Source organism: SAR324 cluster bacterium (assembly GCA_029245725.1).
Taxonomy (GTDB): Bacteria; SAR324; SAR324; order SAR324; family NAC60-12; genus JCVI-SCAAA005.
Genome location: JAQWOT010000343.1, coordinates 25,856 through 45,904 on the forward strand (window position 1 = coordinate 25,856; position 20,049 = coordinate 45,904).

The 20,049-nt window shown below is 44.5% G+C and carries 21 protein-coding genes; 3 read left to right on the top strand and 18 right to left on the bottom strand.

Translation table 11 applies throughout. The annotated features are described in order from the left end of the window. Nucleotides 1–5: 5 nt before the first annotated feature. From P8O70_18705 to P8O70_18715, 3 genes are all read right to left on the bottom strand, one after another. Nucleotides 6–1,493, bottom strand: a complete 1,488-nt coding sequence (locus P8O70_18705; protein ID MDG2198871.1) for a M81 family metallopeptidase — start codon at nt 1,491–1,493, stop codon at nt 6–8. Nucleotides 1,494–1,715: 222 nt separating this feature from the next. After that, complete coding sequence (locus tag P8O70_18710) at nt 1,716–2,393, bottom strand: hypothetical protein (protein MDG2198872.1); 678 nt, start codon at nt 2,391–2,393, stop codon at nt 1,716–1,718. Nucleotides 2,394–2,503: 110 nt separating this feature from the next. Next, nucleotides 2,504–3,121, bottom strand: coding sequence for a hypothetical protein (locus P8O70_18715; GenBank protein ID MDG2198873.1), 618 nt, complete (start codon nt 3,119–3,121; stop codon nt 2,504–2,506). A 487-nt stretch (nt 3,122–3,608) separates the two neighbouring features. On the opposite strand from P8O70_18715, the gene msrP reads away from it, so the two are divergent. The 3 genes from msrP to P8O70_18730 all read left to right on the top strand — a co-directional run bounded on the left by msrP (nt 3,609) and on the right by P8O70_18730 (nt 6,537). After that, nucleotides 3,609–4,568, top strand: a complete 960-nt coding sequence (gene msrP, locus P8O70_18720; protein ID MDG2198874.1) for a protein-methionine-sulfoxide reductase catalytic subunit MsrP — start codon at nt 3,609–3,611, stop codon at nt 4,566–4,568. 298 nt (nt 4,569–4,866) lie between these two features. Continuing rightward, complete coding sequence (locus P8O70_18725; GenBank protein ID MDG2198875.1) at nt 4,867–5,271, top strand: alpha/beta fold hydrolase; 405 nt, start codon at nt 4,867–4,869, stop codon at nt 5,269–5,271. Between the two features lie 390 nt (nt 5,272–5,661). Beyond that, nucleotides 5,662–6,537, top strand: coding sequence for an alpha/beta hydrolase (locus tag P8O70_18730; GenBank protein ID MDG2198876.1), 876 nt, complete (start codon nt 5,662–5,664; stop codon nt 6,535–6,537). Nucleotides 6,538–6,545: 8 nt separating this feature from the next. On the opposite strand, the gene P8O70_18735 is transcribed toward P8O70_18730, so the two are convergent. Genes P8O70_18735 through P8O70_18805 form a run of 15 tightly spaced genes read right to left on the bottom strand, consistent with a single transcriptional unit; the run spans nt 6,546 to nt 20,036 of the window. Continuing rightward, complete coding sequence (locus tag P8O70_18735) at nt 6,546–7,601, bottom strand: BMP family ABC transporter substrate-binding protein (GenBank protein ID MDG2198877.1); 1,056 nt, start codon at nt 7,599–7,601, stop codon at nt 6,546–6,548. A gap of 38 nt (nt 7,602–7,639) precedes the next feature. Beyond that, nucleotides 7,640–8,578, bottom strand: a complete 939-nt coding sequence (locus P8O70_18740; protein ID MDG2198878.1) for an ABC transporter permease — start codon at nt 8,576–8,578, stop codon at nt 7,640–7,642. After that, on the bottom strand, nt 8,575–9,636 hold the full coding sequence (locus tag P8O70_18745) for an ABC transporter permease (GenBank protein ID MDG2198879.1): 1,062 nt from the start codon (nt 9,634–9,636) through the stop codon (nt 8,575–8,577). Before P8O70_18745 ends, P8O70_18740 begins: the two co-directional genes overlap by 4 nt. 6 nt (nt 9,637–9,642) lie before the next feature. After that, a complete protein-coding gene (locus P8O70_18750; protein ID MDG2198880.1) occupies nt 9,643–11,169 on the bottom strand; it encodes an ABC transporter ATP-binding protein in 1,527 nt (508 codons plus the stop codon). Next, nucleotides 11,166–11,762, bottom strand: coding sequence for a nucleoside deaminase (locus P8O70_18755; GenBank protein ID MDG2198881.1), 597 nt, complete (start codon nt 11,760–11,762; stop codon nt 11,166–11,168). Before P8O70_18755 ends, P8O70_18750 begins: the two co-directional genes overlap by 4 nt. A gap of 14 nt (nt 11,763–11,776) precedes the next feature. Continuing rightward, nucleotides 11,777–12,262, bottom strand: a complete 486-nt coding sequence (locus P8O70_18760) for an ureidoglycolate lyase (protein MDG2198882.1) — start codon at nt 12,260–12,262, stop codon at nt 11,777–11,779. Next, nucleotides 12,259–13,272: an allantoicase gene (gene alc / locus P8O70_18765; protein MDG2198883.1), complete on the bottom strand. Its 1,014-nt coding sequence runs from the start codon at nt 13,270–13,272 to the stop codon at nt 12,259–12,261. The genes P8O70_18760 and alc overlap by 4 nt, the downstream gene beginning before the upstream one ends. 29 nt (nt 13,273–13,301) lie before the next feature. Next, entirely contained in the window at nt 13,302–13,643 is a 342-nt protein-coding gene (gene uraH / locus P8O70_18770; GenBank protein ID MDG2198884.1) for a hydroxyisourate hydrolase, read from the bottom strand. A gap of 8 nt (nt 13,644–13,651) precedes the next feature. Beyond that, nucleotides 13,652–14,155 (bottom strand): 2-oxo-4-hydroxy-4-carboxy-5-ureidoimidazoline decarboxylase, encoded by a 504-nt coding sequence (uraD, locus tag P8O70_18775; protein ID MDG2198885.1) that lies wholly within the window; start codon nt 14,153–14,155, stop codon nt 13,652–13,654. Next, entirely contained in the window at nt 14,152–15,093 is a 942-nt protein-coding gene (puuE, locus tag P8O70_18780) for an allantoinase PuuE (GenBank protein MDG2198886.1), read from the bottom strand. Before puuE ends, uraD begins: the two co-directional genes overlap by 4 nt. Before the next feature lie 33 nt (nt 15,094–15,126). After that, nucleotides 15,127–15,864, bottom strand: a complete 738-nt coding sequence (locus P8O70_18785) for an aspartate/glutamate racemase family protein (GenBank protein MDG2198887.1) — start codon at nt 15,862–15,864, stop codon at nt 15,127–15,129. Further along, nucleotides 15,864–16,706 (bottom strand): ABC transporter permease, encoded by an 843-nt coding sequence (locus P8O70_18790; protein MDG2198888.1) that lies wholly within the window; start codon nt 16,704–16,706, stop codon nt 15,864–15,866. Before P8O70_18790 ends, P8O70_18785 begins: the two co-directional genes overlap by 1 nt. Beyond that, nucleotides 16,703–17,566, bottom strand: a complete 864-nt coding sequence (locus P8O70_18795; GenBank protein MDG2198889.1) for an ABC transporter permease — start codon at nt 17,564–17,566, stop codon at nt 16,703–16,705. Before P8O70_18795 ends, P8O70_18790 begins: the two co-directional genes overlap by 4 nt. 34 nt (nt 17,567–17,600) lie before the next feature. Further along, nucleotides 17,601–18,896, bottom strand: a complete 1,296-nt coding sequence (locus P8O70_18800; GenBank protein ID MDG2198890.1) for a PotD/PotF family extracellular solute-binding protein — start codon at nt 18,894–18,896, stop codon at nt 17,601–17,603. Nucleotides 18,897–18,923: 27 nt separating this feature from the next. After that, the gene (locus P8O70_18805) at nt 18,924–20,036 is read right to left on the bottom strand and encodes an ABC transporter ATP-binding protein (GenBank protein MDG2198891.1); all 1,113 of its coding nucleotides are present in this window, start codon (nt 20,034–20,036) and stop codon (nt 18,924–18,926) included. Nucleotides 20,037–20,049 lie beyond the last annotated feature (13 nt).

Sequence of the window (20,049 nt, forward strand, 5' to 3'; positions counted from 1 at the left end):
TCGATTCATCGTGCAATGACATCTAATGGATAGACAGGTCGACGAACGTTTTGGAAAGGCAAGGTAGAGCGCCTAGGGCGGGCCAAAGCACCTGAGTCACAAACGATGACTTTTGCTGCTAAGGGCTCATAGGCCGCGCGGAAGTGTTGCATGGACTTTAGAGCAACTACTTTTAGCTTTTCTGGGTGAATTCCAAAGGAAGCAAATTGCATTCGATCCAGAATCTGCAAGTTGTGGGTTGTAACCAAAATATCAATTCCTTCCACCCGAAAAACCACTGTGGGACCGAAACTTTTCGTCAATCCAGCGTACATAGGTCCCTCTGATGAATAATTCCCATCGTAAATTCCGAGTATTTCTCCGGTCAACCTCAGTGGGCCTCCTCCCAAATCGGGATCATTCTTTCCGCCCAAGTCTAAGGTGATTTTTTCACCAAATCTTCTCTGGCAAAGTATTTGGGCAGCCTCGGGATCACACACTGCACCAAAAGAGGCCTCTTCAACACCAGCTTCCAGAAGAGCCTTCAACAAGTTAGTAGCATCACCATAACTCCCTGCGCCAGGATTGTCTGAGTAATCAGCAATGACCAAGGGTTTGCTCTCTCCAGTAAAATGTTTAGCTAGTTGGGCTGCTTGTTCCGGTGTCAGGTAATCATTGTTGACCCGATCTCGTGATTGCCAAATCGCTTCTTCCAGTTCATTTGCGATTTCTATAGCTCGCTGCTCAGTCTTTTCTTCATAACTAACGGTTACCGATGGGCCTACGAAAGGAACGTCAGCCAAAGCAAATCCAGCATTCAAACTAACTGAAAAAATACCATCTTCAGCTTCCATTTCCTTGAGTCTTGGAGTCAAGTTGGTCATTGGTTCAACGTCTGTCCTACCACCATCAAGCCCTTCAATCTGGGACGGTTGTCGGATGATCGTCTTAATTTTGACCTTGTTTTTCATTGCGAACTCCAGAGCTTGCCCAGCGTGAACCGCGGCATCACGCATATCCACATGTGGATAGGTTTTGTAGGAAACAATAATGTTCGCATGGCGACACATCTTCTCGGTAACGTTCGCATGTAGGTCCAGCGTTATGGCAATGGGCACTTCAGATCCAACAATCGCATGAAGTTCCCCAAGTAAATGCCCTTCAGCATCGAATATTCCCTCAGCAACCATGGCTCCGTGCAGTGAGAGGGCAATGCCATCCCATCTCCTTGACCTGGCCTGCTTTAAGATTGCACCCGCATAGCGTTCAAACGCCTCCTTAGTAACCATCCCCCCGGGGGTTGCGGTTGCTACAACAGTGGGGACTAGTTCCCAGCCAAACTGGTCTGCACAGTCGATAAAACCCGCTTGTTCATGGTTTACGTTTCTAAATTTGGTGAAGATCTGCGCACCAAAGATCGCATAGTACGCTTCAAACTCTGCAATCCCTGTCGGATTCTTACTAAATGTGTTGGTTTCATGATTTAACGCTCCGGTCAGAACAACTTTATCCATACCACCTCTAATTTATAAGCATCTGAAAACATTTTGGGAAAAGTCAAATAATCGACAAGCTAGTGAGTATGTGTGAGATCAATTTCATTCAACCTAGAGAGATAAAGGAAGGCACCTTTAGGAAAGTCTCATTTAATTGGGGAGGCTATAAAAGCAGGATCTGAAAAAAAATTAAGGATTATGAGGAAGAGTGAGGAAGGAAAAATTTAATTATCTATTTTTTCAACACTGAACATAAGCTGTTGGAACACAGTCAGTGAAGCCCAATTTTGTTCCGATGAACATCATATTGGAATGCATATGATTCAGATTACCAACAGTATCTCCAAACTCTAAATAGAGTCGGTTCTGATAATATGCTGTCTTCCAACCGATTACCCAATAGTTGTTCAAATCCATAAAAACTGTCATCTGGTAACCAGTCAATAAATCAAAACCAAACTTTTCACTGAATTTCAGGTTTTGTCCTGATGCAAGAGTGTAATCTTTCTTAAAAACGATAATCCCAAAGCCACCAATCAAATCCACTGTGCCTCCGAGATGTAATTTGTTGTTCATCTCATAGGCTCTACCATAACCAAACGAAAAATAGCTGTGAAAAACCCGAGTATTCACATGATGATAATTGCCATCAGTATCCTCAAAACTTTTCTCGAAGCGTGTATCCATGAGGGCTTGACCGAAGGCTGTTCCATCATCAAAAATCTTATGAGCCATCATGATCTCGTTTGCTAATCCTTTGACAGAATGTGTTTTATCTAAGTCATTTTCACCATAATCACCGTAGGAGTTCCCAAAACCGATCCAGCGGCGCGTCTCCGCTGGTTCTTGGGCAACTGCTGAGGTAACAAGCACCAGACTGAGAATTAGGGTGATCGCACAAAAAATAAATTGATTCATTGACATTTGAGATCAAAGAAAAATGTATTGTTTCAATAAAATGTGACACACAACAATTATAATTTTCAGAAATCTATGTCTTCAGTTTACCTGCACATCCTAAAATAGAGTTAACACTGGACATATGCTGTCGGAACACAGTCCACATAACCTTTTTTGATGCCAATGAATAGCATGTTTGAGTGAATGTGATTGACATGTGCATCCACACCCCCAAATTCAACATATAATCTATTACGATAAACTGAAGATTTCATACCTACTGACCAGTAATTATTGAAATCCATAAAAATCGCCCATTGATATCCAACAAGAAAATCACCACCAAATTTTGGATCAAAGTTGATTTCCTGGCCTGATGCTGTCTTATAGTATTTGTTGAATATTGCCAAACCAAGTCCTCCGACTAATTCTGCTGTAGCACCCACCTGAAACTTGTTATGTAATTCTAAGGATTTTCCAAATCCAAAAGAGTAATAACCGTGAAAGACCCTTGCGTTGATTTGATGATAATTTCCATAACTGTCTTCAAATCCATGCTCGAATCTGGTGTCCATAAATGCTTTGCCAAGCGCCATTGAATCATCAAAAATTCTGTGCGAAAGCATGATTTCAAGGGTAATGCCCTCTAAATCTTCTGATTTGTCAACATCGCTTTGGCCATAGGTACCAAATGCGTCTCCTCCTCCGATCCATTTCCTAGTCTCAGCAGGTTCTTGAGCAAACAATGACTCCGTAATCCAACTGAGGCATACTCCACAGAATAGTACTAACCACCAAATTTTGAGAATCTTCCAATGACTCATTTAATTTGAATAGGGAAATTTGAAGTTTTCTACGGATTAGGAAAGGTTTTTGTAACACACATGCAATATTAAAGGGCTATCTCTTTGTAAAATGTCCTCAACCAACCCTGAAATTTTATGGGACGAGGTGTCTTTTTCCCAGTCATTACTCTTTCTGAGAAGCCAACAACATCCCTGTGGTTGAGCTTTGTTTCAGAAATCAACTGATTGATTTTACATATTTTTCTAACTCAGTTTATTTTCCCGTTACTGTTGAATCGTCTCAAAGATTCGAACTGTTGATCAGGAAACCAACTTTCGGATAAAAATTTTGACTGATTCGATGCCTGCTCTATGCCATAATTTACTGTAATTTGGTTCTATTCAACTGGTAGACATCTAATCCAACTCACTCCAATGGGATCATAAAATGATACTTACACACCCAAGAAAACCCTGGGAGATTCCTGAATCACTTGCCATAGATGAAGCTGATTTCTGGAATAGGAGAACTTTCCTGAAAAGTGCAGGATTGCTCGGCACATCCTTGCTTCTTAATCAATCCCTGCTGTCTGCTGCAACAGCAGGTTTTCCAACACAGAGAAATCCAAGGTACAATCTCATCAAAGCTGAAAAAATCACCGAAGAGAAGTATGTGACTGGATATAACAATTTTTACGAGTTCAGCTTTGATAAGGAAGATGTAAAGGACAAAGCCAAACACTGGAAGACCGAACCGTGGAGCATTGAAATTTCAGGGATGGTGCCAAAACCATTGACACTTGACGTCAATGAACTGATCAGTGAGTTTGGAATTGAACAGCGAGTTTATCGATTTCGTTGTGTAGAAGCATGGTCTATGGTTGTCCCATGGGATGGATTTCCCTTGAGAAAGCTAATTGAAAAAGTACAACCGCTGTCCTCTGCAAAGTTCGTTAAGTTCATATCATTTGATGATCCCGAAGAAGCTCCAGGTATGAAAAATCGATCCTACCCTTGGCCATACACAGAGGGCCTTAGGATGGATGAGGCTTTGCACGAACTAACCCTGATGGTAACTGGTGTTTTTGGTAGACCACTTCCTAATCAAAATGGAGCACCAGTTCGGCTGATGGTCCCATGGAAGTATGGATTCAAGAGCATCAAATCAATTCAAAAAATTGAATTCACGGATCAGCAGCCTAGGAGTTTATGGAACGAATTAGCCCCACAAGAGTATGGTTTTTACGCAAATGTCAATCCTGAGGTTGATCATCCTCGCTGGTCCCAAGCCAAGGAGCGACCAATTGGGAGTTGGTTTTTTCAAAAGATCCCTACCCAACCCTTCAACGGCTATGCAGAAGAAGTAGCTAGCCTGTACAAAGGAATGGATCTCAAAAAAAATTACTGAGTTGACTTGGTATCAATTTGATAAGGTTGACTTTCATATTTTTGTCTGGGTGCAACCGACTGTTTAAAGTAACAGAATGGGCAGAAACTCATGGAGATCGAATCAGGTAAAAGTAAGTGCCTCACCGCAAAACAATGCAGCAAACGAAGCCTGCCAAAAATTCTTAGCTGAATTTTTCGAGGTGCCAAAATCTAGTATCAAACTGATTAGTGGAGACAAGTCCCGTGTTAAACACTTTTTTATTAAGCGACCAAACAGAGAACTAGTACTTAACTTGATTGAATCATTGGCTTAAGCAGTGGCTGCGCTAGAACTTCATCACGAACAATTTGGAGAAGGACCAGATCTGGTAATACTTCATGGTCTCTTCGGATCAGGCAACAATTGGAGAAGCTTTGCTAAAAAGCTTTCAAAAGATTTCCGAATTTCTCTTGTAGATTTAAGGAATCATGGAAAATCCCCCCATTCCTTGGAGATGGATTATGTTGTGATGCTGGAAGACGTCCTAGTTTTTCTGGAAAAAAAAACTGCAGGTAGTGTTTCTATTCTTGGACACTCTATGGGAGGAAAGACTGCAATGCAGTTGGCACTTCGACATCCACAAAAAATTCAAAAACTTATCGTCGGAGATATCTCACCTGTCGTCTATACTCATGGGAGTGACCACCGAAGCTACATTCGAGCGTTGAATAATATTCACTGAAGCAGGGACTGACTCGGACTGAAATTGATAATTTATTGCGCAATTCTATTCCAGAGAGGGCAATTAGGACATTTTTACTGACTAATCTTGAAATCCGATCTAATCAATCGAGTTGGAAGATCAATTTGAAGGCACTCGAAGAACACTTGAGTAATTTAATCGATTTTCCGATTGATCCGAAGATGCTACCTTTTGAGGGGAATTGTTTATTTGTTGCTGGAAGCAATTCAAATTACATCCAAACCGAACATCAATCTATTTTAAAGAGTTGGTTTCCAAAACATCGATTAGTGCGGCTAAAAAATTGCGGTCATTGGATTCATATTGACCAACCTGAAGCGCTGATGAAGACGCTAAAATACTTCCTTTCTGAAATCTGAGCTAAGACCTTTGGTCACGAGTAAGACCCCATTTCGCGAAATTGATATTCGGCTTCCGTACTTACGATTTGCAGCTCGCTGCTGGGGTCCAGAGAATGGAATCCCATTTCTTGGGATGCATGGATGGCTGGACAATGCTGCGACCTATGATCACATTGCCCCTCTGCTACCGGAACTGCGTTTGGTATCATTGGACTTACATGGACATGGTTTTTCAGATCACCTACCTCCTGGCATAGCATATCATTTTGTAGATTCGGTTGATTTGATGTTCGGTGTTGCAGATCAACTCGGTTGGGAGAAGTTCAATTTAATTGGACACAGCATGGGTGCGGCTGTGGGAGCTTTGATGGCTGGAGTGATTCCAGAAAGAGTTCAAAACATGATCTTAATTGAGGGATTGGGACCTTTCTCAAGGCGAGACAGCTTTGGCCCTAGGGCGCTCAGACACTCAATAGAAGGCATGAAAAGTATAGAACGGAAGAGCATGCCCTTGTATCCAGATCTGGAGGCTGCAGTTCAAGCACGTTACAAGGTTGGGGGGATGAAGTTAGACTCTGTGAGAACTCTGGTCCAACGGGGTGTCAGGATGCTAGAAAATGGCGTGACTTGGGCGTCAGATTCTAGACTTCGTGTAGGTTCTAGAACTTATTTTTCAGAGGAGCAGATCCTTGAGTTTTTGAAGCAAATTCGCTGCCCCACCCTACTGATTCATGGAGATTTTTACTTCCAGGAGAACCCAGACTGGCAGCAGAGAATGCGGGCGCGATGCGAGTACGTGCCTGATTTGCAGGATGTCCTCCTCCCTGGAGGACATCATCTTCACCTAGACAATCCAAAGCCTGTTGCACAGGCAATTCGTTTTTTCCTCAAAAACAGAATCTGATCGTCTAATTATTGAGGGATATCTCCCACCACACCCTCAACATAATACATCATGCTGAGTAGATCTTGATCTGATGGAACTGCACCTGCCGCAATTGCTGTGGAGCCATCCTGTCCTTTGATAGGACCTTTGAAGACAACAAACTCACCACTGGCAATCTCAGCTTTCTTGGCCATAACCATATCTTGAACGTTCTTTGGGACCATTTTACCAAATGGGGCCAAGTCGACCGCTCCTGTCTCAATTCCCCACCAATCACTGGAAGGCTTCCAAGTCCCATTTTTCACGTGGTTATAAATGTGCTCATAATAAATTCCCCAATTGAAGATATTAGCTGTTAAGTGAGCTTCTGGGCCGTAAAGAGTCATGTCTGAATCATTACCAATCGAATAAAGCCCTCTCTTTGCAGCTGTTTGTGTCGCTGCAGCTGAATCTGTAGTGATGGTGATGATATCAGCTCCGTTGTCCATCAAGCTATTTGCAGCGGCACCTTCTTTGGCGGGGTCAAACCAGGAGTTCACCCAGACAACCTGAGTAGAAGCTTTTGGATTTACTGATCGAACCCCCAGGGTGAATGCATTGATATGCCGAATGATTTCTGGAATGGGATGAGAACCGATGATCCCAATCTTATCACTCTTGGTCATCATTCCTGCAACCATTCCCACTAGATATCGAGCTTGGTACATGCGAGCAAAGTAGTTACCCATATTATCATGGGTCCTAAAACCACTGGCGTGCATGAAGATCGTGTCGGGGAATTGCTTGGCAACATTTAAGGTAGGATCCATATATCCAAAACTCGTGGTGAAGATAATATCGTATCCTCGACGAGCTAGGTTTCTTAATACTCGTTCAGAATCTGTCTCTGGGACGCTTTCGACGTAGGTGGTTTCCACTCCCATTTTCTCAAGATGCCGACGACCCAAATCGTGTGCGTAAGTCCAGCCACCATCTCCCACAGGTCCAACATAGATGAAAGCCACTTTGGGATCAGCGGCAGAGGCGAAATTCGGGACCCATAGCATGAGGGCAACCAATATGGTCAATAAATGCTTGATCATGAGGCACTTCTCCATTGCACAATGTTGAATGACGAAAGCTAGTGCTTATCGCCACGAAAGAAGGGCAATCCCAGTGCCGCTGGCATAAGGGTCTGCCCCGCCCGGCGATTGCGCACAGTGACCACCGTCAACACAACGATGGTCAACAAATAAGGAAACATTTCCAAGATATAAGATGGAATCTTCAAACCCATGACTTGGGCCTGGAGTTGGAAAGCGATTGCAGCCCCAAAAAGATAAGCTCCCCACAAGGCCTTCCCCGGATGCCAGAATGCAAAGATCACCAGTGCCACTGCAATCCAGCCACGACCAGCCGTAAGATCATCTACCCAAAACGAAGTAAGCACCATCGGGAAATAAGCCCCACCAAGACCAATCAGCATTCCACCAAAAATCACACAAAGGTAGCGGATTTTTGTTACTGACAAACCGAGTGCATCACATACGATAGGAGCTTCACCAACGGAGCGAATCTGCAATCCCCAGTTTGTGTGAAAAAGCACAAACCATAGTCCAGCTACCAAAAAATAAGACAGGTAGACCATCCAATCCTGATTAAAAAAGGCACTTCCAAATATTGGTATCAACTCCAATCCTGGAATTGGAATTCTATTTAATGAGGTGACTGTACTTCCAATCAGAGCATCTCCAAAAAGTCCACTGAGGCCTGTTCCGAAAAGGGCTAGAGCCAATCCGGAAGCTATTTGATTCCCTCTGAGGCTGATGCAGACAAAACCATGCAGACCTGATAGTGCTCCAGCGGCCATCATTGCTCCTATCAAGGCCAAAACTTTTGAACCTGTCTGTAGATCCACTACAAAAGTGACCAAGGCACTGACAAGCATTATGCCTTCCATGCCAAGGTGGATCACCCCTGCTCTCTCACTGAGTACACCACCTAATGTTGCAAATAACAAAGGGGTTCCCATGGTAACTGCGGTGGTCAGAATGATGGTCAATAACTCTGGAGTTGTCACACGGCAACTCTTCTACGAAGTCGGTAGCTCAAAAAAAGTTCTGAACCAATCACGGTGAAGAGTAATAATCCCTCAAAAAGATAGACCACAGCAATTGGGAGTTGATACTCAACTTGAAGTAACTCTCCTCCAACAAAGATTACTGCCAGCAGAAATGCGGTTCCAATGATTCCGATTGGATGATTTCTCGCCAGACGGGAGACAATTATGCCTGTGTAGCCATAGTTGATAGAGAAATTCTGCTGCAGCCTATGGTGAATCCCTGCCACCTCAGTCATGCCCGCTAGAGCCGCAACAGAACCGCTTAAAACAAGGACTATGAACAGAAGATTCTTTGTATTGAAACCAGAATAATCTGCAGCAGATAAATTGTCTCCAGCTACCCTGATTTGGAAGCCGATTGTGGTGGACCTGAGTAGGATCCAAGTTAAAACTGCGAGAAAAATTCCAAGGGGCAAACCCCAATGAACAGATGTGGAACCAATCATTGGTAAGAAGGAAGACTCCCCAAAAGATCTTGTCATTGGGAAATTAAATGTACTGGGATCTCGCCATGCTCCGTACAAGAGGTAATCAGCAAGGCTGATGGCCACATAATTTAATAACAGGGTTGTGATGATTTCATTCACCCCAAACCATGACCGCAAACCGGCTGGAATGGCAGCCCACATTCCTCCAGCAACGAAGGTCCCAATCAGGAGTATTGGCAACATGAATTGGGCATCAAGTGCTTCACTGAACTCCAGTGCTAGCCAAGTAGTGGCGATGGCTCCCAGATAAAGCTGCCCCTCCGCTCCGATGTTCCACAGATTTAGTTGAGCTGCAATGGCGACCCCTAATCCTGTCAAGAGTAAAGGGGTCATTTTGAGAAACAGATCCTGCCAACCCCATTGATCAAAGAACATCAGGGCACCCACACTTGGATAGGCCTCCAAGGGGTTTATCCCTACCATCGCAAGTAGAATGCTACCCAATATCAAGGCGAGCACAATCGAGCTAACTGTGACCGCAACTTGAACGCTCAGTGGCGTCTCCAGCCTACGTTCAAGTTCAAACACTATCGATTAGGCCCTTTCACCTGTCATGAGCAGACCAATTTCTTCAATCTCAGCTTCTTCTTTAGATATTTCACCAACAATACTCCCTCGGCAAATCACATAGAGGTAATCACTCATTAACAGTAATTCTTCAAGATCCTCTGAAATAAGCAAAATAGCCAATCCATCTGCACGCGCTTGAAGCAATTGATTCTGCAGAAAAGCGGTTGCATGAATATCGAGTCCACGTACGGGTTGAGCGGCCAGCAAAAATTTCAAAGGCCTGGAAGTTTCACGGGCTAAAATGACTTTTTGCATGTTCCCACCAGATAGCTGGCCAATGGGAGTTTTTTCAGACGCAGCTCTGACATCAAAAGCTCTCATACGCTCTCGGCCAAAAGCAGTGATCTTGTCTCGCTGTAACCATCCCCCACTTTGAAATCGGTGGTTGTGCAAATCCCTCAAAAGAAAATTTTCTGCTACTTCAAGATGGGGAGCAATACCATAACGTTTACGGTCCTCTGGGATATAGCCAACACCTTTATGAATCAGTTCTGAAACCGATGCGTCTTTTTGCTCCTCGCCAGCAAACTGGTATTTTCCAGTATCCAAGCCTCTCAGGCCAACAAGAACTTCTGCGAGAGGAGCCTGTCCACTTCCAGCTACTCCAGCCAAACCTACAATTTGTCCAGCACGGACTTCCAAATTGATATTTTGTAGCAACCAATGACCAAGCTCATGACGCAATCCAGCGTTTTTCAACCTGACGATAGTTTTATTTTGAGATTGGTCTGTTGAGACTTTTGAAGTTTTTGTTTTGATCTCAGCCGTTTGAATTGTGCTTTCTCCCATCATCAAACGGGCTAATTCTGAAGGATTGGTCTCGCCTCTAATACGAGTAGCTTTAACCTTCCCATGACGCAGAACCGTGATGCGATCGGAGAGTTCGATGACCTCCCTCATCTTGTGTGAGATAAAAAGAATGGAGTGTCCATCCTTTCTCATTTGGTGCAGAATTTTGTAGAGAGCCTCGGATTCTTGGGGAGTCAGTACAGCAGTTGGTTCATCGAGGATCAGAATTTTGGCTCCCCTAAACAGAACCTTGAAGATTTCAACTTTTTGTTGTTCCCCCACTGAAAGGTCTTGAACGCGCAGATCTGGGTTCAATTCCAGACCATAACGTCTTCCCAATTCCTCAATCTGTTGTCTAACTTTTGATTTCTGTAAGCGAAACGCTTGAGGAGTCCCTAGAATAATATTTTCAGAGACACTGTGATTTGGAATCAGCATAAAATGCTGATGTACCATCCCAACACCTTTTGCGATGGCTTGGGCTGGATTTTTAAGGTAGAGGGGTTTTCCATCAAGGAAAATGGAACCAGAATCTGGAATGTAAAGACCGCTGATAATGTTCATCAGCGTTGATTTTCCAGCACCATTTTCACCTAGAATCGTGTGTATTTCGCCACGATTTAAAGTAAGGTCGATCTGATCGTTTGCAACTATTCCCGGAAATTCTTTGTGGATTTTCTGAAGTTCCAGAACAGGGTTCACTTGTGAGTTCTGGTTGCGTTGTAAACTAATCCACCAGTGGTCACATATTTTTCAAGCAGGCGTTTACTCTCCTCCACCATAATTCCTTCTTTCAAACAAATACCTCGTTGCCTCAGTACACCTTCAATATTGCTTGGCAAGGGACCTTCGTCAAAGCCTGTTATTTGTTCAACCTCCTGACTTGTAGCTGCATAACAAACTTCTTTCACTCCTGACCAAATCACAGCTCCCAAGCACATTGCACACATCTGAGCATTGACCACAATTTGGAATTGTGGAAGTCCCTCAGCTCCCAAATCATGAGTGCCAACTGCTTTCTGTGCAAGGCTCAGAGCCATCACCTCAGCATGCGCCGTCGAACAACCTGTGACCACGACTCGATTGACTCCAACAGAAATCAACCTCCCTGATTCTAACTCAAAAACTGCAGCTCCAAATGGTCCTCCAGTCCCCTCCTCAATTTGTCGATCAGTCAGACTGAGAACCAATTTCATGCGTTCTTCGGAACTCATGAAAAAATCCGGTTGATCCTTCAAAAAGTCTGGAATCCATTCTGGTAGATACAACTCAATTTGGTGAGGAAGCAGATTCATAAAGGGTTGCTACTTCAAATGTTTGAAATCAGGATGCGTACTCCTTCATCCCAGTGGACTTCCTCTAAATTTTTTCCTGGGCCTTCTCGATCAACAATGAGAAAATCTTGCTTGGAAACCAAAGGAAGTAATGGATGGTGCCAAACACCTTTTGAGTACTGCACCCCTTGATTACCTTGGGCTAAAAAACATCTCACTGCCTCGGGCTTGGGCTCAGTTGCCACAACCACCAGCCAGGGTTCGGCCTGTAAGGGAACAAATGCCTGAGATCCCAATGGGTGTCTTTCAACTAACTTTAGTTCCAGCGGACGGGGCCGAGAACGTCCTCTAAAAATAGACAAAATTGCCGAGCCTTCATCTAACTCTACCTTGGATAGAGCATGGTGTCTTTCTGTAGTCCCCTCATTGATAATGAAGGATTTTTTATTGTTCGGTTCGATCACCTGGCCGAAAGGAGCAAAACTTTCTTCTGTCAATGGTTCTGGTTTAACCTCAATCACAGTTTACTCCCAAAAACCCGAAATCGAGAAACACCTCCATCCGGAAAAATGTTTAGTTTGACATGGCTGATAGGTCCTATTTTTTCGAGATCCTTCGATTCAAATTGATGGATTGTATCTGAAGTTAAATCCTTGGGAGTCATCAGTTCCAGCCAAAACATGGATTGGGTAATCAAAGATTGATCAGTACCCCATTCAACGTTCTGCCCCTGGACCGAACATTTTGCAGGTGAATTTCCTTTATAAAAAGATGTATCGACTTCGATTTTATTTACCTCTCCAGGAGCACCCAAAGCAATCAGTAACCAATCAAACCCTGGTTCACGACGACGCCGAGTTTCCCAGCCATCTCCCATGTTGATGCCTTTGCCAGAATCCAAGACAGCCTGCACATTCCCATAATGAGCGTCATTGTATGCTACAATTCTTCCTCCGTTTTTGAGACCAGACAACTCAATATCTGACTTAAAACTAGACCAATCAGGGAGAACATTTCCATACGCTCGGAATCGTGCAATCCCCCCATCAGGGTAAATGTTCAATCTCAACCAACGCCACGGGCCAGGCTTTTGGCAATCGAAAAAATGTCGTTTCGATGGACCAAGGCTGATAGATCCCAGAATTTCCTCCCAGCTTTCTGATGCATCTCCGGGATCATTCACTTCTTTAGAACCCCAAACTGAAGCTGCGGGAGGATAATTACCAGTAAAGTGGGTTGTGTCCAATTCAAGGCCGACCAGATCTCCTGGAACTCCCAAACGAATCACACACCAGTCATGTCCTCCATATCGTCGACGTTTACTTTCCCAACCGTCCATCCATTTTCCGAAATCATCGTAAACGTCTGGTTTGAAAACAGGATCTGTCTCCGCCAGCATCCGCTCCCGAGACGCAAAGCTGTCATCACTGCAACGCAAGGAAACTGTTCCAAGTCTTGGAGAACAGAGATTTGTCGTTGAACCAACAAAATCAGGAATTTGAATAGTATGTTGAATTACCGTTTCCGTCATGTATGCCTAAAAAATGACGTTAGTTTCTCTTAACTGCCTCTGTAGGTCGAATAACCGAAGGGGCTTAACAATAGCGGGACATGAAAGTGCTGCTCTGGGTTCAGAATTTCGAACTCAATCCTAACCACAGGATAGAAGAAGCTTTGGATATTTTGTGAACTGAAATATTTCTCCACGTCAAAACTTATTCGATAATTACCTTTAGCCAATGAACTTGGTTCTAGTAGGTTCGTTAACCTCCCATCGGCATTAGTCGACCCACGTCCGAGCAGTTGCCATTCAGAGTTGATCCAAGATTCCAACTGGATTGGAACATTCTCAGCCGGACTACCTTTGGCAGTGTCAAGTACGTGAGTAGTGATTGGGCTCATTTTTTGGATTATTTGAACATCTTATGAAGGCGTAGAAACATGATTTTTTGTTGCTCTTGTTGAGCTATTAGAAGTTCTTCTTCGGGAGAGTTATTGATTCGTGCTTCAAGCAAATTCAGCATTTCAAGTGCTGACTTACCCGTAGCACAAACCAAAAAGACGTATCCAAAGCGCTGAGAATATTTTTCATTGCCTGAGGCAAGTCTATCAAGAATATCTTCTTCAGCCACTTCTACCCCAGCCTGTTCGTTAACAGACCAATCTCTAGTGCTGGCAAAACGAGCAGCCAGCGCCTGCCGATCTCCAATTCTTGGATGATGCTCAAAAGCTTCTAACCAATCTTGAGCTTGCAAATCTTCCCAAATCTGGGCTGCCTTGTTCTGCATCGCTTCCAGTGATCCAAATGGTCTTGATTGGGCCATTTTATTTGCCCAATTCTGTGAGCCACAACAACGCAAAAGTGCTTCCTCAGCCTGCTCTTTAGGTAAAATCTGGAAGTCTGAGAAGTTCATTCACCATTTCCTAAACCAAACCACTTCTCAGCTGGATGAACTTTTTGCCAATGTTCAGCGATATCCACCCTTCTTGTGACCCAAACTCGTTCATGCTGTTGAATATGCTCTATAAATCTGCGTAATCCCTCAAAGCGGCCTGGGCGTCCAATCAAACGGCAATGTAGCCCGACTGACATCATCTTGGGAGATGTCTCACCCTCTTTGTAGAGCGTATCGAAAGCGGCTCTTGCATAACTGAAAAAATCCTCTCCGGTATTGAATCCTTGGGCTGTCCCAAACTTCATGTCATTCACGTCCAGGGTATAGGGAATCAGCAGCAGAGATCTTTCACCGTGTAATTCCCAGTAGGGGAGATCGTCATTATAAACATCGGAGTTGTAAAGAAATCCACCCTCCTCCGCAACGATCCTACGAGTATTTGGACTGATTCGCCCAATGTAGCAACCAAGCGGTCGGATACCCGTAAGTTGTTGCTGTATTTCAATAGCTTTTTGCAGATGGGCTCTTTCAGTTTCTTCACCAACATACTGGTAATCGATCCATCGATAACCATGAGTGGCGATTTCATGACCATCAGCGAGCATTCTTGCTGCAACCGTTGGATTTCTTTCAAGGGCCATTCCAACAGCATAAACTGTTAGAGGCAATCCATGCTCACGAAAAAGCCCCAGAATACGCCAAACCCCAGAGCGGCTACCGTACTCATAGATCGACTCAATATTCATGTTTCGAACACCAGCCAAACTGGGCGCACCAACTATTTCCCAAAGGTAGCTCTCAGAGTGGGGATCACCATAGAGCACGCAATTTTCGCCACCTTCTTCGTAGTTGAGCACAAATTGAACAGCTACTTTTGCTTGATTTGGCCACTGTGGATCTGGCGGTTCAGGTCCGTAACCCAACAAATCCCTAGGACATGAATGATTTGATCCCATTAAATTCCCAAATTGAGGCAAAGACTAACATATTCAGCCACTGGGTTGATCACTTTGGAATCGACCCAAGTAAGTTTTCGCTCGAGGAAATGCATAACCATTTCGTTTACTTGTTTGCAGGCCAAGAGAAACGAGGCTTTCTACCAACTTTACTGCAGAGGCGACCCCATCAATCACAGGAACTTGAAATTCTTCAGAGAGGTCTCTTGCTAAATCGACCATCCCAGCGCAACCCAGCACAATTGCCTCACTTCGATCTTCTAATAAAGCTAGGGCCACTTCGTCTCTGATTTTTTTTCTCCCTCCAGAATTCGCATCCTCCAAATCCAAAACGGGAACTTCTGAAGCTCTAACTTTTCGGCAATGTCGTTCCATACCATATTTCAAAACAAGGCCTTCCAGGGCTGGCACAGAACGATTGAGTGTGGTGACGATGCTAAAGGAGTTTGACACCATCGATGCCATATGAACTGCAGCTTCGCAGATTCCCAAAACTGGACCAGCAACCTGACAACGTGCAGCATCAAGACCAGTGTCATCAAAACAGGCTATGATCGTTCCTTGACAACCAGCAACAGCGCCCTTACGAATTTCTTTCAACAGTCCAGGAATACTAAAAACTTCGTCGTAGTAACCCTCGATGCTCACTGGCCCATCTGAGGGATTGGAAGCTAGAATTTCTGTACCTGTGCTAGCCACAGAGCGAGCTGCAATCGCAGCTTTCTCTGTCATGGATGCAGTTGTGTTTGGGTTAACCAACAAGAGTTTCATCAGACCCCTTTCCCTGCATCAGAACCGTGGCTTTCTTGCCGTCTTCTTAGGTAAAACAAAACTCCCATCGCAGTAAGAATCATGAAAAGAGAAAAGAAAGTAGTAAGTGTGCCAAGGGCGTAGAGGGTTGGGGTGGTCACATTTGTTGTCATCCCAAAGATTTCTAGAGGTAGGGTGTTCTTGACTCCCGATGTCATCAGAGTTCGAGCGAATTCATCGTAAGATAGAGTAAACCCGAAGAGGGCAACCCCAATCAAACTTGGTCCAATGATCGGTAAGACAACATGGCGGATTGTCTGCCAGCTGGAAGCACCCAAGTCCCTGGCCGCTTCCTCGTAAGACTTATCGAATCTATTGAAAACAGCGATCATGATCAAAAAACCAAATGGGAGTGTCCACGTAAGGTGTGCACCTAAACCGGAAGTAGTCCATGACACCTCCCAACCCATGATATTGAAGATTAAACCGATTCCTAGGCTAACCAGAATGGAGGGTACTATCAGGCTCGCGACTGTAGTGTAGAATAGCAGGTTTGAGCCAAAGAATTTTTTACGGAAGGCAAGACCAGTAACTAGTGAAATGACCACAGTCAGTGCCATCACAACAAGGCCTAATTGCAGTGATCTTAAGAATGAAGTCTCAAAGTCACCAACTAACTGCTCACCGAATAAGGCAAAAAACCAATGGATTGAAAATCCGTTCATTGGAAAGGTCAGCCCACCATTTGGCCCCTGGAAAGATAAAATCACGATTGCCGAGATGGGGCCGTACAAGAACATCACAAACAGTCCAAAGAAGGCGGCCAACCAGTAGAAGCTTGCGGGACGTTTTTTATGCATCAAAGTTCCTTCTTCAAATCAACAACCCGCATCATCAGGCTAACCATAATTAGGACGACTGCCAATAGAACAACTGCATGAGCAGCTGCAGCTGGGTACAATAGAAGTGAGATCTCATTCCACATCATCACCCCAACAGAAGCTCGTTGTCCTCCACCCATCAAGCGAACTGTAATGTAGTCGCCCATGACCAAGGTGACCACAAAGATAGAACCGATAGCAATACCTGGTTTACAAAGGGGAATTACAACATTGGTGAGCGTCTGCCAGCCATTCGCACCACCATCGATGGCAGCTTCAATAAAGGAACGATCGATTCGCATCATGCTGTTGAAGATCGGCACCACCATGAATAAGGCGTAAAGATGAACAAACGCCAAAACGATTGAAAAATCGGAAAAAAGAAGAAATTCCAATGGCTCATCTATCAAACCAATGGACTGCAGCATCGTATTAAAAACACCATTGCGACCCAAAAAAGGAATCCAGGAAATCATGCGAATGATGTTTGAAGTCCAAAATGGAATTGTACAAATTAGGAATAAAACGATTTGCCAACGTGTTGTGTGAATATGAAAAGCTAGAAAATAAGCTACTGTGAAGCCAATGATGAATGTAAAAAACCAAGTCAGACCAGCGTACCAGAGGGTGTTTAAGTAGGTTTTGTAGGTGACGTTTGACCCAAGCGCATCCGAGTAGTTTGTCCAAACAAAGTCAGGAAAAAATGAGAAATCGTTATAGTCCCAAAAACTAACGATGAGAATTGTTCCAATCGGTAAAACCAGAAAAAATCCCAGAATTAAGCTGATTGGTGAAATTTGGAGCAGAGTTGATAGAGGAGATTGACGATCCACGGTATCCAAAACTTGTGGGGGCTGAGGCCCCCTTTTTTATTGATTAAGCAGCGATGAACTCATTCCACTTGCGCACCATGTGACGGTTCTCATCCATCACTGAATTCCAACACTCAACGCGTCCCATTCGTTCCTCGAAGGAACCACCATCACGCTTAGCACCTTTTGGTTCCAGCTTATTGCCAAATGGATCCATGATATCGTTTTGAGCAGCTTTCCCTTCAAACCAGAAGCCCCACTCATCTGCTGACATGTGTAGCTTGGAAGTCTCTGGAGCTGCCGAGTAATAGCCCTGACGCATCAGCAGACCCCCAACCCAACCAGAAAGATACCAGTTGATATATTCGTAGGCCGCATCTAACTCTAGGCCAGAAAGGTTTCTGGATAAACCAAGTCCCCCGCCCCAAGAGCGATAGCCCTCTTTCAATGGCTGGTAGATGCATGGCAGCCCCATTGAGCGGACTTTGGTGATCGCAGGTGACCACATTGACTGAATGACAACCTCACCCGATGCCATCAAGTTGACTGACTCGTCAAAGGTCTGCCAGAAAGCACGGAACTGTCCAGCCTTCTTGGCTTCAGTGAAGATCGCCATGGTCTTGTCGATCTCTTCCTTGGTCATGTTTCCTTTATCACCGTACTGAACTTCGCCCATTGCTTCGCAGACCATCGCAGCATCCATGATGCCGATAGAGGCAATATTCAGGATAGACGCCTTTCCCTTAAATTCTGGATTCAATAGTTCTGTCCAGCTGTTGATTGGTCGACCAATCAGATCAGGTCGAATACCCAAAGTGTCCGCATTGTAAATTGTCGGAACCATGGTGTACCAGTTGGTCATTGACTTCGAAAAGCTCTTCGAATTTGGGCCATCTGTGAAGCTAACAGTATGGGGTGCGGTACCTTGGGCAATCTTTGAAGAAGGGGTAAGACGTCCATCTTTAAAGATTCCAACAATCTTGTCGAAGTACTTAAGCTTGCTGATGTCCATAGGCTGCATGTTTCCACTAGGCCATACTTTCTTCAAAGTAAAGTACTCGATATCTGCGATGTCAAAGCTCTTTGGTTGGGTAACAACTCGCTGAGCCGTTGCATCTGTATTTAGAGCGGTCATTTCCAGTGTGATGCCCAAATCTTCCTTTGCCTTCTTGGCAATTTCATTGATGTTGGAAACTCCAGTTCCAAACTGCCGTAAAGTTACATTCTTGATGTTCTGGGCCCAGATCGTTGGGAAACCTGTGATGGCCTGAGATCCAACGGCAGCACCAAGTGCGACCGCGCTTCCACGTTTGAGAAGATCACGTCGTGAAAGAGAGGTTAGGGTGGTGGAATTTTTCATAGTGTCTCTCCGGAAGAAAGGGATAATTTAATTTAGCAGACATAAATCCTGCGGTTTCCAGCTTGCGGCAAGCTGTTTACCATAGGAAACATCCAACTGCCCAAGCAGTTGTTCAGGTAGTGTGACTTCAAGTTCCTGCTCCCCGTCGAGTTGGAGTGTCACACTCAAACTGGTTCCCTTGTACTCAACTGCCGTAACAGTACCACGCACCTCGTTTGGAGGTGGGGTCTCCTCCGAGGGCTGATCCAGCCGGATACAGTCCTGACGAAGTGAAAATGTTACTGGACCTGACGGGGTGTCCAGTGCAGTCCAAGGAACCAGATAGCTAAAGCCCTCCTGGCTGCTCAAGAGAACTTCTGATTCTGAATATTTTTTTTCAAATTTTGCTTTGATTAGGTTATGTCCTCCCACAAATTTAGCAACAAATTCACTCTTTGGTTGATTGAAAACTTCTCTGGGTGATCCTGCTTGCTCGATGTTCCCTTGGTTCATCACGACGACCTGATCAGCAAGAGCAAGTGCCTCAACCTGGCTATGAGTCACGTGAATAAAGGATATCCCCAATTCCACCTGTAAGCGCTTTAGTTCTGCTCGCATCTTCACTCTTAAAAAAGGATCCAATGCGGAAAGGGGTTCATCTAACAAAAGCACAGAAGGATGCGTCACTAAGGCCCTTGCCAAAGCAATACGCTGCTGTTGTCCTCCAGAGAGTTGAGCTGGGATTCTCTCTGCAAAAGAAGACATGTGGACCAGTTCCAGATATTCATCAGCAACTCTTTGCCTCTCATTTTTTTCAACTCCTCGCATTTTCAAACTGAAGGCAACGTTATCCCGGCAATTCAGATGAGGAAAGAGCGCGTAATTCTGGAACATCATGGCTGTCTCTCTCTTTGCCGGAGGTACTTCGTTGATCTCCTTGTTTCCCAATAGGATTGAACCCTCACTGACATCTTCATGACCAGCAATCATTCTCAGGGTAGATGTTTTTCCACAACCACTTGGTCCAACCAAACAGCAATAACTTCCGGCTGGAATCTTCAGGCTAATTCCGTTGACAGCTGTGGTTTGACCGTATTTTTTATAAAGTTGGTCCAGTTCCACATCTCGCGCTTCTCTGGTCAGTGATCTTTTCTCAGGCAAACGTTTCTCCCCA

Bases quoted from the DNA above. Each gene is read 5' to 3' on its own strand.
- P8O70_18705 (MDG2198871.1), bottom strand. From the start codon at position 1,493: ATGGATAAAGTTGTTCTGACCGGAGCGTTAAATCATGAAACCAACACA.
- P8O70_18710 (MDG2198872.1), bottom strand. From the start codon at position 2,393: ATGAATCAATTTATTTTTTGTGCGATCACCCTAATTCTCAGTCTGGTG.
- msrP (MDG2198874.1), top strand. From the start codon at position 3,609: ATGATACTTACACACCCAAGAAAACCCTGGGAGATTCCTGAATCACTT.
- P8O70_18735 (MDG2198877.1), bottom strand. From the start codon at position 7,601: ATGATCAAGCATTTATTGACCATATTGGTTGCCCTCATGCTATGGGTC.
- P8O70_18755 (MDG2198881.1), bottom strand. From the start codon at position 11,762: ATGAATCTGCTTCCTCACCAAATTGAGTTGTATCTACCAGAATGGATT.
- alc (MDG2198883.1), bottom strand. From the start codon at position 13,272: ATGACGGAAACGGTAATTCAACATACTATTCAAATTCCTGATTTTGTT.
- uraH (MDG2198884.1), bottom strand. From the start codon at position 13,643: ATGAGCCCAATCACTACTCACGTACTTGACACTGCCAAAGGTAGTCCG.
- uraD (MDG2198885.1), bottom strand. From the start codon at position 14,155: ATGAACTTCTCAGACTTCCAGATTTTACCTAAAGAGCAGGCTGAGGAA.
- puuE (MDG2198886.1), bottom strand. From the start codon at position 15,093: ATGGGATCAAATCATTCATGTCCTAGGGATTTGTTGGGTTACGGACCT.
- P8O70_18785 (MDG2198887.1), bottom strand. From the start codon at position 15,864: ATGAAACTCTTGTTGGTTAACCCAAACACAACTGCATCCATGACAGAG.
- P8O70_18800 (MDG2198890.1), bottom strand. From the start codon at position 18,896: ATGAAAAATTCCACCACCCTAACCTCTCTTTCACGACGTGATCTTCTC.